General features: G+C 36.5%; 17 protein-coding genes. 6 read left to right on the top strand and 11 right to left on the bottom strand.

The window, feature by feature from the left end; translation table 11 throughout:
- Nucleotides 1–156 precede the first annotated feature (156 nt).
- A complete protein-coding gene (locus tag HND50_14325; protein NOG46414.1) occupies nucleotides 157–1,542 on the top strand; it encodes a hypothetical protein in 1,386 nt (461 codons plus the stop codon).
- Between the two features lie 20 nt (nucleotides 1,543–1,562).
- Here the strand turns inward: HND50_14325 and HND50_14320 are convergent, their stop codons facing one another.
- From HND50_14320 to HND50_14285, 8 genes are all read right to left on the bottom strand, one after another.
- Complete coding sequence (locus HND50_14320; GenBank protein ID NOG46413.1) at nucleotides 1,563–2,402, bottom strand: hypothetical protein; 840 nt, start codon at nucleotides 2,400–2,402, stop codon at nucleotides 1,563–1,565.
- 54 nt (nucleotides 2,403–2,456) lie between these two features.
- Entirely contained in the window at nucleotides 2,457–4,682 is a 2,226-nt protein-coding gene (locus HND50_14315; GenBank protein NOG46412.1) for a TonB-dependent receptor plug domain-containing protein, read from the bottom strand.
- Nucleotides 4,683–4,873: 191 nt separating this feature from the next.
- Nucleotides 4,874–5,557, bottom strand: a complete 684-nt coding sequence (locus HND50_14310; protein NOG46411.1) for a (d)CMP kinase — start codon at nucleotides 5,555–5,557, stop codon at nucleotides 4,874–4,876.
- 54 nt (nucleotides 5,558–5,611) lie between these two features.
- Nucleotides 5,612–6,319, bottom strand: coding sequence for an rRNA pseudouridine synthase (locus HND50_14305; protein NOG46410.1), 708 nt, complete (start codon nucleotides 6,317–6,319; stop codon nucleotides 5,612–5,614).
- Nucleotides 6,316–7,092 (bottom strand): SMC-Scp complex subunit ScpB, encoded by a 777-nt coding sequence (gene scpB / locus HND50_14300; protein ID NOG46409.1) that lies wholly within the window; start codon nucleotides 7,090–7,092, stop codon nucleotides 6,316–6,318. Before scpB ends, HND50_14305 begins: the two co-directional genes overlap by 4 nt.
- 9 nt (nucleotides 7,093–7,101) lie before the next feature.
- Entirely contained in the window at nucleotides 7,102–7,638 is a 537-nt protein-coding gene (locus tag HND50_14295; protein ID NOG46408.1) for a pyridoxamine 5'-phosphate oxidase family protein, read from the bottom strand.
- Between the two features lie 2 nt (nucleotides 7,639–7,640).
- Complete coding sequence (locus tag HND50_14290; protein NOG46407.1) at nucleotides 7,641–8,393, bottom strand: segregation/condensation protein A; 753 nt, start codon at nucleotides 8,391–8,393, stop codon at nucleotides 7,641–7,643.
- Between the two features lie 46 nt (nucleotides 8,394–8,439).
- Entirely contained in the window at nucleotides 8,440–9,462 is a 1,023-nt protein-coding gene (locus HND50_14285) for a tryptophan--tRNA ligase (GenBank protein ID NOG46406.1), read from the bottom strand.
- Nucleotides 9,463–9,790: 328 nt separating this feature from the next.
- Here HND50_14285 and HND50_14280 point away from each other — a divergent pair, with 328 nt between their 5' ends.
- The 3 genes from HND50_14280 to HND50_14270 all read left to right on the top strand — a co-directional run bounded on the left by HND50_14280 (nucleotide 9,791) and on the right by HND50_14270 (nucleotide 13,332).
- Entirely contained in the window at nucleotides 9,791–10,258 is a 468-nt protein-coding gene (locus HND50_14280; GenBank protein ID NOG46405.1) for a CYTH domain-containing protein, read from the top strand.
- Nucleotides 10,259–10,306: 48 nt separating this feature from the next.
- Nucleotides 10,307–12,436, top strand: a complete 2,130-nt coding sequence (locus HND50_14275) for a Na/Pi symporter (protein NOG46404.1) — start codon at nucleotides 10,307–10,309, stop codon at nucleotides 12,434–12,436.
- Between the two features lie 131 nt (nucleotides 12,437–12,567).
- A complete protein-coding gene (locus tag HND50_14270; GenBank protein ID NOG46403.1) occupies nucleotides 12,568–13,332 on the top strand; it encodes a hypothetical protein in 765 nt (254 codons plus the stop codon).
- A gap of 18 nt (nucleotides 13,333–13,350) precedes the next feature.
- On the opposite strand, the gene HND50_14265 is transcribed toward HND50_14270, so the two are convergent.
- The gene (locus HND50_14265; protein NOG46402.1) at nucleotides 13,351–13,854 is read right to left on the bottom strand and encodes an HNH endonuclease; all 504 of its coding nucleotides are present in this window, start codon (nucleotides 13,852–13,854) and stop codon (nucleotides 13,351–13,353) included.
- A 53-nt stretch (nucleotides 13,855–13,907) separates the two neighbouring features.
- The gene (locus tag HND50_14260; GenBank protein NOG46401.1) at nucleotides 13,908–14,696 is read right to left on the bottom strand and encodes a C40 family peptidase; all 789 of its coding nucleotides are present in this window, start codon (nucleotides 14,694–14,696) and stop codon (nucleotides 13,908–13,910) included.
- A 187-nt stretch (nucleotides 14,697–14,883) separates the two neighbouring features.
- Between HND50_14260 and HND50_14255 the strand changes: the two genes are divergently transcribed.
- Nucleotides 14,884–16,485: a phosphoglycerate dehydrogenase gene (locus tag HND50_14255; protein ID NOG46400.1), complete on the top strand. Its 1,602-nt coding sequence runs from the start codon at nucleotides 14,884–14,886 to the stop codon at nucleotides 16,483–16,485.
- Between the two features lie 134 nt (nucleotides 16,486–16,619).
- Nucleotides 16,620–17,537, top strand: coding sequence for an LD-carboxypeptidase (locus tag HND50_14250; GenBank protein NOG46399.1), 918 nt, complete (start codon nucleotides 16,620–16,622; stop codon nucleotides 17,535–17,537).
- Here HND50_14250 and HND50_14245 read toward each other — a convergent pair.
- Nucleotides 17,527–17,928, bottom strand: a complete 402-nt coding sequence (locus HND50_14245) for a response regulator (GenBank protein NOG46398.1) — start codon at nucleotides 17,926–17,928, stop codon at nucleotides 17,527–17,529. The genes HND50_14250 and HND50_14245 overlap by 11 nt on opposite strands.
- Between the last annotated feature and the right edge of the window lie 343 nt (nucleotides 17,929–18,271).

Below are 18,271 nucleotides of genomic sequence, written 5' to 3'. Positions count from 1 at the left end.
TATGTTTAACCACATTACATTACGACTTTTTTTAGTAAACTAACCTGCCGGAATTAACACAGATTAAAAGGAGGCACCCATGGAGCCACCAGACCTGAATTGAGTTATTATTTGTATCATTGTAGATTGCTGTAAATCAAATAACCGGATAACACCATGCCAAATCTCAAAGTAATAGTTAATTCTTCTTTTATCTTTATTCTTTTGTCTTTTCTCTTAAACAGCTGTTCCGAGAGTACAAGCCCACCACCTCCAGTAGACAAACCCATAGAGGCCGCCCTGGCCATTGCCGATACGGGCCTGGTTGAACTAAGCCTAAACCTGAAATTGCAAAACGCGGTTTTCCCCCTGGCCTACAGCCTTAGCCGCAACAAAATGGCCGATACAACCCGGGGTGACACGTTGATTTACAGCGGCACACTAACAACCAGTGATACCCTGTTTTACGACAGCAACCTGAAACCACAGACCGAATACAGCTACCGCCTGCTTTTAAACGATAGTTTAGGCATTAAACGCGATACTTTTGACTTTACCCTAAGCACCATGGACACCACCAGCCACGACTTTAGCTGGCAGGTGTTTGAGTTTGGCGGAGAACCCGGAACAGGTAGCAGTTACCTAAACGACGTGGCCATTATAAACCCGGACGACATTTGGGCCGTGGGCAGCATAACCCTGCGTGACAGCGTCGGGGAGTTGCAAAGTTACAACGCTGTACATTGGGATGGGGAGAAGTGGGAATTAAAAAGGATAGAAGTAATCTATAGAGGGAATCCAAGTTTTGCGCCTTTAAATGGTGTATTTGCTTTTGATTCGGATAATGTTTGGTTTTCCAGCGGTCTACCATATAAACCCTTAGGGAACAACAAATGGCAACTTTACCATTTGTGGGATATGGGTGTATTGGATGATGAGGATAGAGGAGTAAACAAAATCTGGGGCACATCGTCCTCTAACCTGTATGTTGTGGGTGGCAATGGCACTATCGTCCATTACAACGGCAACAGTTGGCAAAAGCTGGAGAGCGGCACGGACGTAAACCTGACCGATGTCTGGGGCACACCCGATGGCAGTGTTATCTGGGCCTGTGGCTTAGACCGCAATACCAATACTACTGATCTGATTGAAATAAAAAACAATAGTGTTCAAATAAAATACAGAAATCATGCTTTAGGGGGTGACGGGTTGCCGGACACATTATCAGGCTCCTTGAGATCAGGGGCATATGTTTCACCCCGTCATTTGTTTATACAAAGCCATAAACGTCTTTATTATCAAAACAGAATATTCAACAATTACCAGTCGCTACCACAAGGCCATGTTTTTCCTACCCTAAACCGTATGGCCGCACAAAAACTGAACGATGTTATCCTGTGCGGTTACGGCGCTTACATTTATTACTATAACGGTAGCCATATTACAACACATGAGTTTCCCGGTTCTGACAACAGCCTGGTAAGTGTGGATTATAAAGGCAATACCGTATGCAGTGTGGGTTGGAGCGGTAACAAGGCTTTTATTGTTTTAGGCAGTAACTAATAAAAAATAGAAGGCCATTTCTATTTTGATGAGGAAATAATAATTTGTTCCGTGGCTCGGCGATACGGGATATTTAAAAAGTCGCTATGAAAAGTATGGGACTTAGTGCCTATTATTTTTAAAAGCTTTGCAGGTATCCCTTCCTGGTGTATTTGTAAATATGGAATAACATCGTAATTACCAACCGGAATTGCTTCTTTTTCCTTTTTCCAATTAATCTTCATGGGAAGTGATGTTTTTCCTTTTAGAGTTAACTTTGTTAAAATCGCAAATCCCGATTTTATTAAATGGACCTGTTCCGCGGAAGATAAATAAACACCTCCAAGCTCCTTTTTCTTGATAAGAAAACTCGAAACAATAACAGAATCAACCAGCACATTTAAAGTAACTCCAATATTAAGCTGTCCATTATAACTATGCTCAATTGAAACCGGATCAACTTCTGTTGAAACATCCAACAATTTGTTCAATACAATTCCGCGCTTAACCTGGCCCTTTAAATCTAAATCAGCAAAATCATATACAAATTCCCCATTACTAACTAAAACCGTAGAAGATTCAATTTTATAATTAGCCACATAATAGTATATCTTATACAATCCGGTTAAACCATTACCGGGCTGTAAATGTGCCGGTGGAATTTTAAGGGCAAAGTTGCCATCCTTGTCGGTTTTGGTTACATACTCAAATCCTTCAAAGTAAACTAAAATATCAGAGTTATCGGATGAAAACTGAAGCTGGACTTTACCATTTATTTCCTGTCTTTCTTTGAATTTTATACTTTCCTCAAAGAATGGGTTTTCGGTACAAAATAAAAGCAATCCGCTAAACAGAACAATTATGGCTAATTTTACATACATATTCCATCTCTTCTAATTAAAAATGGCTATAATTTTACTCTCAGTACATGAGTCTTAATATTCAACACCTAATCCGATATAGAACCGTCTGTCCCTCAATGCTATACCCTCTAAAATGTGTTGATCATTAATTATATTTCTAATACTAAATGAAAGGGTATAGTTTAACTTGTAAATCTCAAGTTTTTTACTTAAATGAAAATCCATATTTGTAAAACCAGGAAACTCAATTTCACCAAATCCACCATTAGAACTCCTGACCCAACCCACCTGGCTGCTTTCATTAAACCAGTAAACTTTTGTTGAGAACCCACTATAATCAAAAAATAGTTGAATCGTATATTTTGTCTCGCTTTTAAAAGGAAATGCTGCTTTTTCAGAAACAAATAAACGGGTTGCCCCTGCTTCAAGTGAGAGTTTACCTTGTAGAAAAATAGGCCTGATTTTGGCTTCAATTCCGGTAATATCTGCATCCGGTACATTGTCAAAAACTGCTATTCCTGTTGCGGGTGTTAAAAACGAACGAAATTTATTTTTATAGATGTTTTTAAAATAATTTAAATTGAGCTGAAAACCCTCAATTTTTTTTTGTTTTGGTGTCTCTAACATTAGTTCAAAGCCTAAATCCGTTCCATAATTTTTTTCAGGGTTCAAATCTGGTACTACTTCCGGCCGTAATGGATTTAAAAGGGATGGCATACTTAACTGATGAAACATTGTTGGAAATTTTGCATTATTTCCAACACCCATAAAAAAAGTATAAGCTGCTTGAGATGAACGCCCCTTTAATTGTATTGAGATTTTTAAGGTACTTTCCTGCCAACTATTTTCTTTAAAAAGTCCCGGATAAAAATTTGTTTCTGTCAGACTTGTTCTAAAAAGCATATCACGCTGTTGGTTTTTTACATAATCGTAACGGTAGCTCAAATTTATGTCGGCATAATTAAGGTATTCGGAACCGGTTGCAACTGGCAATTTGAGAACACCGACAACACCATGTTTTTCCCTGGATAATTGAGCGGCCTCCAGGGTGCGGACAAATGTACTTTCTTCCTTGTAATCTAATTTCCCATTTTCGTATTGATAAGCTGTTAAAAAACTATGAGATCCAGAAAAAAATGTCTTTTCTAAATTAAAAAAATAATTGTCATTATAATAATGACGGTCGTAAAACTGCTTATCTAAAATAAACGATCGTCTGGTATTAAGGTTTTGATATGATAAGGAAATTTTGAAGCGATCAAAATTGCCAATATTTCCAGCATAGCTGATGGAACCCAACTGATTAAGATCATCTATTCTCGAAAAAATATTACTATTAAAATAATCTAGTTTAGAGCGCATGTACATGGCGCTAATATTTTTTGAACCTTCTTTTGATAGATTGTAAACCATATTGGCCGAGTGATGGGTTGTACTATTTTCAAGATAACTATCTTCCTCATCATAGGGGCGCCTGCTTCCTGACCGTTTTTGGTTATAGGAAACATGAAGGTTTTTAAAAATATCATGGTTTGCCTGAAAGTTCCAATCTCCTGAATTATATGATCCGAATTTTTGAATAAAGCGTGCTGTATAGTTTTGTTTTAATTTTGGAATAATGTTTATTACACCGGAAAATGCATCACTTCCAAACAGGGCTGTATTACTCCCTTTTATTACTTCAATCTGCTCTATGTCTTCAATGTTTATTAGCGAAAGGTCAAACACATTATCGTAGTTGTTATTCATTTTAACCCCATTATAAAAAACAACAACATCTTCGGCATTTCCACCGCGCATCGAAATTGTTTTTTTGCCGGACAAATCTTCTTCAATTACAATACTTTGATCGACCCGAAGTAAATCCCCAACATCAATATAGCCTTTACCTTCAAACTCTTTTGCCGTAATTATAGTTAAAGATTGAGGTAAATCTTTTGCAAATTCAGAGCGTGCTTTTTTTGCCTCAACAATAATTTTATTTGTTTGTAAAAGGTTTGGTTTTAGATAAAAGTCGGACTGTGAAATAGCTTCTTCCAGAGAGACTTGCATCGTATCGTATGCAATATGATCAAACACAATTATAAAATCATTTCGTTTAGCGGGAATAACCAGTTTAAAGCGTCCATTATTATCACTGGTCGTGCCAATCGGAAAATCTTTTACATAAATATTAACATCGCTTATTTCTTCATGGGTGTTTATGTGACGAACTTTACCCTGAATAATAAAATCTGAGTCGGAGGCATTAAGAAATGAAAAGAAGAAAAATATCAGGATAAACAAAAAAATCTTCATTGTACAATCCGGGTTAGAATTCTTGAATATCGGAAAAATAATAAAAATTATAAGTTTTGCCCAAATGTCGAAACGGTAACAAAATGATAATATTTTCGCTTGGAATATTAAGTGGTATTATAGTCCTTTTAAAAAGTGGATGCAACGAAGAATGTGTAAACAGCTACAATTGTAATTTTAATCAGATAATTTTAGTTTTCTCCCGTACTTAAATTTTTAACCCAATTTAAAATAATATCAACCTGCTCTTCAATCGATAATCCGGAATTATCCAGTTCTTTTGCATCAGACGCTTTCCTTAACGGACCATCGCTTCTGGTAGAATCAATATGATCGCGGCGTTCAATATCTTTTTTTATTTCTTCCAGAGAAATGTTATGGTTTTGCCTGTCTTTTAACCTTCTTTGTGCACGTGCCTCAATTGATGCGATCATAAAAACTTTTAAATCAGCATTAGGTAAAACAATAGTCCCAATATCCCGGCCATCCATTACAATTCCGCCTTTTTTGGCCATAGCTTGCTGCTGAATTACCATCATTTCCCTAATTATCCCGTTAGAGGCTATAAGGCTAACAGCCTGATCAATCTTGGGTGTTCGGATTTCTGTGCTAACATTGCTCCCATTTAAAAAGGTTTGTTGTAAACCATCAATTATTTTTAACTCTATCCTGCTTTCTTGAGCTATTTTAACTGATTCCTTTTTATTTGAAGGATCTGCTCCCTTTTTTAAAACTGCCAAAGTCACTGCCCGGTACATTGCACCGGTATCGATATATATATAACCAATTTTCTTTGCCAGCAATCTTGCCGTTGTACTTTTACCGGAGGCTGCAGGCCCATCAAGGGCTATTGTGAGTTTTTTTTGTGCTATCATTTGTTATAAAATTTGAGTGGTTGCTTCAAACAGCAAGTTGGCAGCCTTTATTGATTACATTTTTTTTAGACGATCAATTTCTTCGTGAGTTAAAAAGCGCCATTGGCCACGTTTTAATCCTGTATATGTTACGCCTGCAAATGAGACCCTGTCCAGATCTTCCACTTCATACTGAAGCTCCTGAAACATCATCCGGATTTGTCTTTTTCTTCCTTCGCGCAATTCAATTTCCATAAAGCTGCAATTATCAACAACACGCAATTCACGTATTTTACATGGAAGTGTTTTTTTCCCTTCCAGCTCAATACCATTTTTAAAGCGGTGCAGGTCGATAGGTTTTATTCTTCTATCCAATAAAACATGATAAACTTTCGGTGCTTTAAAACTTGGGTGGATCAAACGGTTTGTCAATTCGCCATCATCTGTTAAAAGCAGAACACCAGTGGTATTATAATCAAGACGGCCAACAGGGAAAATTCGCTGGGAAGTTTCAATTAACTCAACAACCGTTTGCCGCTTATGCTGATCTTCAACACTGGTTATTGTCTCTTCAGGTTTGTTAAGCAAAATGTATGTAAACTCAGAAACTATATTTAAAGACTTACCATTCACCTCAACATGATCTTTGTTTTCATCAATCATCAGCCCAAGTTGATCGATAACCTTGCCATTCACTTTCACTTTTCCGGCAGAAATCATTTCATCACATTTGCGGCGTGCAGCTACACCGGCTTGTGCCATAAATCGGTTAATTCTCATCATTGATCTGATTCTCCGGATTCACTTTTTTTTTCATTCTTTTCCTCTTCAACTTCTTCCGGTTCAATTACCTTAACTTCAGACACTTCATCAGGGTCAGATTTTGATTCGTTTTCAACACGGGCAATTTCATCCAATAATTCGTTTGAAGGGACATTTTCGCTTTCCATGGAACTTATTCCCAGAGATTCCGGCGACATCTGATCCAAAGCCACCTGATCCAGGCTTTCCAAAAATTTAGAATCGCCTTTTAAAAGTTCATCAACTTCTTTTAATTTTGGTAAGTCGGTAATACTTTTTAGTCCGAAATATTCCAGAAAATAACTTGTTGTCCCATAAAGCAGAGGATTACCCGGAGCCTTTTCACGACCACGAATTGTAATTAAGTTGCGTTCAATCAATGTCCGCACAACACCATCGCTGTTCACACCACGGATCTTTTCCACCTCAACTTTTGTAATGGGTTGTTTGTAAGCAATTATGGATAGTGTTTCCAAACCTTTACGGGTGAGTTTTGCCCGGGAACGGGCCCGGAAAAGCTGGCTGATCCAGGTGGCAAATTCTTCACGGGTTACAATCTGGTATCCGCCGGCCAACTCAACAATTTTTAATGGTGAATTATTTTTTTGGTACTTTTCGTCAATTTCACTGATGAGTTTTTTTATCTTTTTCTCATTGCCAATTTCCGGGAGAATCTCACGCAATTTTTTCCCGGAAACCGGCGAATCTGAAGCAAAAAGAAGAGCTTCAACTATTTGTATATTGTCTAATACCATTTTAAACCTTTATATGTGGATCGGCTTACCATCCAGGCTAATTTTATTTTTTTCCTGTTGATATTTTTCTATATCGGCCGGGCTCTTTTTATTTGCCCATTTTGTTAATAAATCCCTATCCTCAACATAATCATAAAATGGAACTGCCATACCACAGGATGTTTGCACCAGGTCTATTTTCACATCAAATATTTGGCGTGCTCCAGGCAATGGGTTAAACAACGAATATAGTTTTTCCCATTCAGGATCATTTGGCCGAATTGCTTTTGCTACCCCATATAGTCTTAATATCAAAGGTTTTCCTTCGTATGCGCAAAACATAATTGTCATTCTGGGGTTTTCCTGAACATGCGCCGAAGTTTCATTACCGCTGCCGGTTACATTTAACCACACCACCCTGTTTTCATCTAACACGCGAAATGAATCCATCCCTTTTGGTGATATATTAACCCGGCTTTCTGCAGTTGCTGTACCTACAAAAAACATCTTCTGGCTTTCGATAAACTTTTTTATTTTAGGAGAAATTTCAGAGTATCTTTGTCCCAATTTCAATCCTCATCTTCTGAAATATTATCAGTATCCGCAGTCCTTGGCTTTATGCGAATATCATCATAAACATGTGACTGGCTAACCTCAATCATTCCATTTTTAACCAGATCGAGCAAAGCGATAAAAGTTACGATTATTACAATCTTCTCTTTTAATTCCTTCATCAAATCCTGAAAAAGCACAAGTGGTTTGGATTGAAGTCTTAGCAAAATTAAATCGGATTGTTCTTCAACAGTTACTTTAATCATTTGTACTTCATGCTGGTGTATTTTAGGCATGTTGTCCAAAGCTGTTCGGAAAGCCATTACCAGATCAAAAAGTGTTGCATCATCCAAATAATCTTCATCACTAATATCTTCGGTTTTAGGGATAAAATTGAAATACTCCCGGCCAAACATTCTGCTGCGCTTTTCCTCAAGCTCTTCCATCTCGATAGAAGCTTCTTTGAATTTTTTATATTCAATCAGACGCTCAACAAGTTCGGTTCGCGGATCATCAATTTCGTCATCTTCATCAGACTCAGGGCGCGGCAACAAATAGCGTGCTTTAATACTCATTAAAATGGCACACATCTCAATAAAATCACCGGCAATGTCCAGATCCAATATTTTCATAACTTCAATATAATCAAGGAATTGTTTGGTAATTTTAAAGATAGGGATATCATAAATATCCACTTCATTTTTGCGAATCAAAAACAGAAGCAGATCAAACGGCCCTTCAAAAATATCGAGTTTTACTTTGTAAATCATAAGATTGTTTTATTGTGACTGTGTGAATTATTCAATCAACAATTTATTAGTTACCAATTTTAGAGATTGGCATAAAACCAATGGCATCCCGAAGCTGTTTAATATAAGGAACACTTACATCACGCGCTTTTTCTGCCCCCTGCATTAAAACTTTTTGAACATAATCCGGGTTATCCATCAACCTAGTATATTCTTCACGATAGTTTTTTATTTGCTCATTGATGTATTCAAATAGTTCCTGTTTTGCAGCACCCCAGGCAATTCCTTCTTCAAATTTTTTGCGCATTTCTTTTGCTTCTTCCTCCGATGCAAAAGCCTGGTAAATTTGAAAAACAGATGAACTGTCTGCATCTTTTGGCTCTCCCGGCTCCAGAGAATTGGTAATGATTTTATTGATCATTTTGCGCAGTTTCTTTTCCGGTAAAAAAAGAGGAATTGTATTGTTGTAACTTTTACTCATTTTACGGCCGTCAAGTCCTGTTAAAACAGAGCTTTTTTTATCAATAACGGATTCCGGTAATATGAGTAATTCGCCGTAATGGTGGTTAAATCTTTGGGCCAAATCACGGGCCATTTCAATATGCTGGATTTGATCTTTGCCAACCGGTACTTTGTTGGCTTTAAACATTAAAATATCGGCAGCCATCAAAATCGGGTAGCAAAAAAGCCCCATGGTGACGCCTTCTTCCAAATCTGTTTTACCATTTTCTTCATTGGCCTGAATCATCGCTTTATACGCGTGAGAGCGGTTCATCAATCCTTTAGCCGACATACAGGTCAACATCCAGGTAAGCTCCATAATTTCCGGAATATCGGATTGGCGGTAAAACACCACTTTTTCAGGATCGAGTCCGCAGGCCAGCCAGGTTGCTGCAATTTCAAAAGTAGATTGCTGTAAAAGTTTTGGATTTTGATTTTTAATTAATGCATGATAATCGGCTAAGAAATAATATGATAAAACATTTTCGTTGTGGCTTGCTTCAATTGCCGGGCGGATTGCGCCAACATAATTTCCTAAATGTGGTGTACCTGTTGTGGTTATGCCTGTTAGTACAACTTCCCTGGACATGAACTTCCTTTCAATCTTGTGTAATGAAAACCTTTACAGAATTTAAACACTGAAGGTATAAAAAATATTATAAAAATTAGAAGCGGGAATGTACAAAATTGAGGAAATTATGACAATTATAATTAGCGGCAAACGATTTCATTTTTCAACATTCTATCAAAGAGATTTTATTTACTTTTTGTTTTAATATCCAAAAACAAGCCGACTAAATGAGCTTATCAGATTATAGTTTTCCTTCAAAAAATTTAACTTTTGAATGATTAGCTGTGCTTTATACATTTATGATAGAATCACTTTGTTAATGAGATTTCGAATTTCAGGAGAAAAAATGGCGCAAGAAATTGAAAGAAAATTTTTAGTTACCGGCGATTATAAACCATTTGTGAAAAAATCAATGCGTATTACCCAGGGCTATCTATCCTCTGTTCCGGAAAGAGCTGTTCGCGTTCGCATTAAAGGCGAAAAAGGGTTTATAACCATAAAAGGTAAGGGAAGTGAAAGTGGAACTACCCGCTATGAATGGGAAAAAGAAATATCAACTGCAGATGTTGCTGAGCTACTAAAATTATGTGAACCCGGAATTATTGATAAAACCCGAAATATCGTTGAAGTCGGCAGCCATATTTTTGAAGTTGATGAGTTTTATGGCGAAAATGAAGGTTTAACAATTGCAGAAATTGAGCTCTCATCAGAAGATGAAGAATTTGCAAAACCCACTTGGCTTGGTAAAGAAGTAACGGGTGATAATAAGTATTACAATGCAAGCTTAACAAAAACCCCATATACAAAATGGTAGTTTAAAATGATTAACCCAAGGTTAACCGGATATTCTGGGAGATAAATTATGAGTAAATATTTTTTAACTATTCTGGTATTTATCAGTTTTCCCTTTCACTCCATTTATGGACAACAATATTCTGATGGTGATTCTACTTTTTTACGTATTGTAAAACCAACATCAGTTGACCAACCAAATTTTTCTGGAGATGGCCGACACCAAACGATAAATGAGAAAACCAAACAACCAATTCGCGTTCAGGTTTTGGACAGTAAAAACACTCCTGTTTCAAATGTTTCCGTTCATTTTTTATTTATAAAAGGTCCGGCAAAACAAAAAGGAGCCTTGCTGGAAACCGAGGTTATCCAAACTGACGAAAAGGGTATTGCAGAAAACTACATCACCCTTGGAAATAAAAGCGGCATTTATGAATTTTCTGCCAGAATATATAATGCAGCTCCCAATAACGATATTGTCTATTTCCGGATTCATGGACGTGAAAGTAAATGGGTTTTCTTTTTAGTAATAGGATTGCTGGGTGGTTTAGCCCTTTTCCTTTTTGGAATGGAAATGATGAGCGAAGGCATGAAAAAATCGGCTGGCAGCAATCTCCGTTCTATCCTGAGTACCTTAACCAATAATCGCTTTATCGCCGTTGGTGTTGGAACTTTTGTAACAATGATCATCCAAAGCAGTAGCGCCACAACCGTAATGCTGGTCTCTTTTGTTCAGGCCCAACTGATGACATTTGGACAATCGCTGGGTATAATTCTTGGTGCAGATATCGGAACAACTATTACAGCACAATTAATTGCTTTTAAACTAACAGATTATGCTTTGTTGATGATCGGAGTTGGGTTTCTAATCTTTTTCTTTGGTAAATCACAAAAATATAAAAATATAGGGGAAACTATTCTTGGATTTGGAATGCTCTTTTTTGGCATGAAAATCATGTCCGATGCCATGTACCCATTACGTACATATATTCCCTTTATAGATTTACTTTTAACATTAGAAAATCCACTTCTTGGTCTTTTGGTCGGTACAGTTTTCACAGCACTCATTCAAAGCAGCAGCGCATTTACAGGTATCATCATAATTTTAGGCACGCAAGGTTTAATTACACTGGAGGCAGGCATTCCATTACTTTTTGGTGCCAATATTGGTACAAGTATAACAGCATTTCTTGCCAGCATTAATACCAGCCGCGAAGCAAAACGTGTTGCCATTGCTCATACATTATTTAAAGCTGTCGGTGTTCTGCTTTTTATCTGGTGGATTCCGTCTTTTGCCGAACTCATTCGTTGGATATCTCCAAAAGGAACAGCTTCGATAACAGGAATGGAGCATTTGGCAGAAGTTGTACCGAGGCAGATTGCCAATGCACATACTGTTTTTAATGTTTCATTAACATTTGTGATGCTGCCCTTTACAAATATTGCTGCAAATTGGATTTGTAAAATATTTCCTGATTTAGAAGACGAAGAAGAGGAAAGCCCATTTAAAGTAAAATTTTTAGATGAAGGTTTAATCGACACACCCGCCTTAGCTTTAAATTTGGCGAAAGTAGAAATTCTTCGGCTTGGAAAAAAAGTAAGCAGCATGGTTGAAAAAATTATTAAACCATTTATTAAACCGGATTTCGAAACCCTGGAAGAAGTGGATTTTAATGAACAGGAAGTTAATTTTATTTCTTCAAAAGTTACCCGATACCTTACAAAAATAAGCCAACAGGATCTTGAAGAAGAACGGGTTAACGAGGTATTTCAAATGATGCATGCCGCATCTGATCTTGAGCAAATTGGAGATATTGTTTCAAAAGATTTAAAACGTCTGGCCCAGAAAAAGATGGATTTAAATTGTGATTTTTCAGAACAAGGAAAATCAGAAGTAATAGATTTTCACACAAAAACCATGAAACAAATCAGCCGGACATTAAATGTGTTTAAGGATGTTAACCTGGAACAGGCCAAAAAAGTTGAAAAAAAATATAAGCAGTACCGTTTAATGGAAATGGACCTGCGCCGTATCCATTATACCCGTTTACAGCAGGATGTGCCTGAAACTGTAGCGAGCAGTGAAATCCATGTAACCTTAATTGATTTGCTAAAACGAATTAGCAGCCACGCAACAAATGTGGCGCGTACTTTATTGAACACCGATTTAGTTGGCAAAAATGAAAAAAACAAAAACTGAACTAAAACATTATAAACGGGTTTCGTGAAAAATGAGTATTGTAAATTCAAGATTTCTCCAAAATTGACATTTATCTTTGCACAATGCTTATTTAAAGTTTTTAAAAAGTAACAAAATAAATGATTGATTAAATGAGAAAACCAATACAAAAAAATTTATTGATAGTTCTTTGTTCGTATATAATAATTGCCTGTTCAGATGGTGCCAATCCTACACAGGAATACCCCTTCCTCAAAAAAGAAACGGAATTTAAGATTGATGTCCCGGAACCTTCAGGATTAGCCTTATCCCAAGACAAAACTTTTTTATGGACAGTAAGCGATAATACAAACAGGGTATATAAAATTGATTTTGAAGGCAATATTTTAGGCGAACTAAACTACACCGGAAATGATCTGGAGGGAATTATCCAAAGCCCCAAAGACTCAACTATTTGGGTTGCAGAAGAATATTTATCTCAAATGGTTCAGTTAGATGTGATTGGGAATGTGTTGAATTATGTGAACATAAACGATGCCGGTGGTGAAAATGGACTTGAAGGGATATGTCTCGATCCTACCAATAATCATTTCTATTTGTTAAAGGAAAAAAGTCCCGGAAGATTAATTGAACTGGATGAAAATTTTGATTTATTACAATTTGAGCAAATAAATTTTGCTAATGATTTCTCCGGTATTAGCTACGATTCTAAAAACCAAGTCCTTTGGATTCTTAGCGACCAAAACGAAGAAGTATATGAGTATAGTTTATCGGGGAGCGTTCTAAACACCTATTCCATTTCGGTTAATAAAGCGGAAGGGATTGCTATCGATTCGGAAAACGATTTGATTTATATCGTCAGTGACTCTGCAGAAAAGTTATATATATTTTCGATCCAGAGGAATAAAGAGCAATAGAATATATTCTTAACATTGCTAATTCATAAACAGGTAATCATTCCATGTATCGTGTGAAGTACCGGCCAAATGTTGAAGATAGAAAAGATGAGATGGTTTTTTAGGTCGTCGTAAAAGCTTCATTCCAGCCTGATCGGGAGTTTGGTCACCCTTTTTGCCATTGCATCGGATACATGCACAAACAAGATTTTCCCAAGTATCTTTACCACCAGCACTTTTAGGAATTAAATGATCTATGGTCATTGCCTGGTGGTTTTTTCCACAATACTGGCATCTGTGTTTATCGCGCTTAAAAATATTTTTACGATTTAAAGAGACTTTTTGAAAAGGTTTGCGGACATACCTGTTTAAACGAATTACGCTGGGATATGGAAGTTCAATATTTATAGAATGAATCCCAAGCTGATACCGTTCAATCATTTGTGCCTTTTCCAGCAAAATAAGAATTACTGCTTTCTTTGCAGAACAAATGCTGATTGGAACATAATTTTGATTTAAGACAAGTACGCTTTTTGTAAGCATATTGACACCATCATCAATTAGTCAGAATGTTGAACCAAAATTTAAATTACTTTTTACTTTTCATTTAAAAATGTTTTTACTGCTACAAAATCATCCAGAAGTGATTTATCAAAATCTTTGCCACCTGGGATAAGGCTGTTTATCCGCACCATCCCGCGGGCATGTATTATTTCACTGTCCGATAGTTTAACGGCAACATGGGTAATTCTATTTCCCTCTTCAGCAAAAAACAATAAATCCCCAACTTGTCCATCTAAAGGATTTTCAGAAACTAAAACTGCATCTTCAAACTGCATTGGTGAATCACGCCGGATAGAAATGCCAACCAATTTGTGAAGTAACTGAACATAACCTGAGCAATCAAGCCCTTTAGCAGATTTTCCACCCCAAAAATATGGAACACCTAAAAACCGTTTGGACAGCATAATAAGATTTGAACGATTATCGCCGTTAATTTCATTTAACGAATCCTGTCGTACCCAGCCTTCTTTCCCATCCGGTAAAAACGTTTTTACCATGTCATTTTTAATTTGTTCAAGAGGTATTGAACTTCCGGCACAAACCTCGCGAATTACCTGCGACAAGACATTAGCTTTTTCAAAAATATAGCTGTGGTTTTTAGTAACGGTTTTCATTGTTTCTATTGGCATATCATGCTTGCAAATCTGGTGATTGCTTACCCAGCCTTTGTAACCGTCTTCGCAATGTACATAGCTGAATTGTTTTTCCTTTTCGATACGTTCAAGCTTTTCCCACAACACAACCTGAGAGTCGATTGCACTTCTATAATTTGCTTCCCTGTACAGGTTGGCACTATCAACATTTACATAAACTATTTCCATAATTCCTCATAAAAATAAAATTGAATATAATTAGAATGTTCCAAGATGTAAACTTGAAATTCTTTTGGATTAGTTACTGCCTCCCAACAAAATCCCGTCCTTTTATCTTTAATATTAAAATCTAATTACGTAAATTGCCTCTAATTACCAAACAACAAAATATATTTTTGAAAAAGGAGTTTTAATCATGTTTAAAATCTTAGTTTCCGATTCGCTCCCAACTGAAATTTTAGAAAAGTATAACGGCACCGAAGGCATAGAAGTGGTTAATAAAATTGGCATTTCTATGGATGATTTAAAAAATGAAATTGCCGACTATGACGGCCTTGTTATTCGCAGTAGAACCAAAGTTAAAGCGGATATCCTGGCTGCTGCAACAAACCTGAAAGTTATTGGCCGGGCAGGCGCCGGTGTTGACAATGTTGATACAGAGGAAGCGACTAAGCGCGGTATAATTGTTATGAACACACCTGGTGGAAACACTATGGCCGCAACAGAGCACACCATAGCAATGATGTTGGCAGGCCTAAGAAATATTGCACCAGCAAATGCAAGCATGCTTGATGGAAAATGGGATCGTAAAACCTACATCGGCAACGAAATATATCAAAAAACAATTGGTGTGGTTGGTCTCGGTAAAATTGGCCAGGAAGTGGCAAAACGTCTGGCTGCATTCGATGCAAAATTAATTGGCTATGACCCTGTCATCACCAGCGAAACAGCTGCCAGATTAGGTGTAAAACTTGTTGACTTAAACGAGTTAATGGAACAATCGGATATAATTACAATCCATGCACCAAAAATGCCCGAAACAATAAACATGATTAATGCTCAAAATCTTAAGCTTTGTAAAGACGGCGTAATTTTTGTGAACTGCGCACGTGGTGGCATTATAAATGAAAAAGATTTAATGGGTGCTTTGGATGATGGAAAAGTTGAACTGGCATGTGTAGATGTTTTTAGCAGTGAACCACCTGAAGATTTTGACCTTGCACAACATCCAAAAGTTTTAGCAACTCCACACCTTGGTGCTTCAACCGAAGAAGCCCAAACAAAAGTTGCTGATCAGATTCTGGATCAGATGATTGAGTTTTTCCAAAAAAATGTTGCGCGTAATGCTGTAAATTTTGTTTCGGTTGATGAAGACGTACAGGAGTATATCGCACCTTTCTTTAAACTTGCCGAAAAGCTTGGTTCCGTTTTTAACCAAATTAAAACAAGCCGCTTAAAAGAAATCTCAGTTCGTTATTACGGAAATGTATTGGAAGTACCGGTTGAGCCCATTACATCTTATTTGCTCGTTGGTGCATTAAAGCCTTCAAATGATGAAAAAGATGTTGCTAATGTAAATCCGGTTAATGCGCTTACAGTTGCGCGTGAAGGAGGTGTAAGTATTGAGATTGCCAAAAAAGACACGCCGCTTACAGTCCATACAAATGCAATTGCATGCGATTTTATTACAGAAGAAGGCACTATTCATTTAGCTGGAAGTTTTGTTGGACTTAATATTTTTCATCTTATTGAATATGATGATTTTAAACTTTCCGCAGAACTTGCTGACCAATTATTAATTGTTGAGAATGACAATGTTCCCGGAATAATTGGAAAAGTTGGTACAATCCTTGGTGAAGAAAATGTAAATATCAGCCATATGAGTTCAGGGCGGGATGGAGACAAAAATACTGCGCTCAATGTTTTTAATACAAAGGAGACTGTTAATAAAGAATTATTAATCAAACTTCAAAACATAACAGGTGTTAACAAAGTATATCTCTCAAAAATTGATTAAATCTATAATTCTAAAAAAGGTAAATCCTGAATTATAAACGCAGGGCATGTTGAGAACATAAAAACTCTTTACAACCCTGCGTTTATTTTATCCTGTAATTTTTGACAAATAATAACCTCAACGATGAAAATATCATGTTAAAAAAAATAGCCCCCGGCTCAACAATCTCAGTAATTGCACCGGCGTATCCACCTAATCCTGAAAAAACTGAACTTGGAATTACATATCTGGAGAGCAAAGGATATGAAGTTGTCAGAAATGAATCACTAAAAGGTAATCATGGTTATTTTTCTGCCCCGGATGAGCAACGGATAAAAGAACTAAACGAATCCTTTGCCAACCCAAATGTTGATGCGATTATCTGCGCCCGTGGTGGTTGGGGAAATCTACGCCTGCTTGATAAAATCGATTACAAAACCATTAAACAAAATCCAAAATTATTAGTTGGCTATTCTGATATTACAACACTGCAATTGGCAATTTGGCAAAAATGCGAAATACCATCTATTTCCGGCCCGATGGTTGCTGTAGAAATGGCCTCCGGAATTTTAGACTTTACTGAAAAATATTTTTGGGAGCAGATAGATAATCCTGAAAAAAATTATTCAATCAATCTTGCTGAAATAGGAACTGAAAACTGGAATGACGGACAATCCCATGGAACACTTCTTGGCGGATGTTTGTCAATGGTTGCTCATCAGCTTGGTACACCATATTCTCCAAATTATGATGGTTCGATTTTGTTTATTGAAGATGTAGGCGAAGTGCCTTATAAAATTGACCGCTATCTGGCTCAGATGAAACAAGCAGGGATTTTGGACTCAATAAGTGGGTTAATTATTGGAGAATTTCTGGATTGTGAATCAGATGATGAAGATTCATTTTCCGTGGAGGAAATACTACACGATTATTTTGATAACCTCAAATGTCCTGTTATCTACAATTTTCCATATGGCCATGGTATGAAAAAAATATCGATGCCAATTGGATCAAAGACAAGTCTTGACACAAAGAAAGGTAAGCTTGAGTTTGAAAACATTTTCAATTCTTGATTTGTTGAATTAGCTTTTCCTTATCCAGAACCTTTTTAATATGAAAAAGTAAATCCTTGAACTCCAAAGGTTTTACAAGGTAAGCACCTACAGAAAGTTCAATACCCTCGATTGCCGTTCGTAATTCCGGATAGCCGGTTATTAAAATAATTGATACATTTTTTCTAATTTTCCGTGTTTCCCTTATAAAATTTAAATCAATATTACCGGGCATTTTTATATCGGAAATTATTAAATCAAAATGTGAAGAAATAATTAACTCTAGTGCATCTTCGGCATTGTGAGCCTTTTCAATTTCAAATCCATTTAATTTAAGCAAATCCGCCGTTGCCAACAGAAATGTTTCTTCATCATCCACCAACAATATTTTTTTGGGATCCTCATTTGCCATAAATCTTCAATCCTTGGCTACATAGTTTATCGGAATTAGAGTAAATATTCTGCACACATAATTTTAAAATAGAATGAATTTAGGCTCATTTTCTGTGAACAAAATTGAATGAAATTATTTATGGAGCTTTTAAAAACTAAACTGTTTTGAAACATTGCAGCTATATTAAAGAGATAGAATTGCAAACCATATGCCAGTAACTTTTGAATGAACAAAAAAAAAGAAGTGTTAAAAGCATTTACAATTGTTGCAAAGTATTACTGCGTACACAATAATCTTTAAATTCTCCTTAATGCTGCATTGATTGTTTTACCATATTTGGCTATATTTGCCGCTTTCCAAA

The organism is Calditrichota bacterium (genome assembly GCA_013112635.1).
In the GTDB taxonomy this organism is placed as follows: domain Bacteria; phylum Calditrichota; class Calditrichia; order Calditrichales; family J004; genus JABFGF01.
Note: the sequence above shows the minus strand (reverse complement) of the source record. Positions and strands in the feature narration are given on the sequence as shown.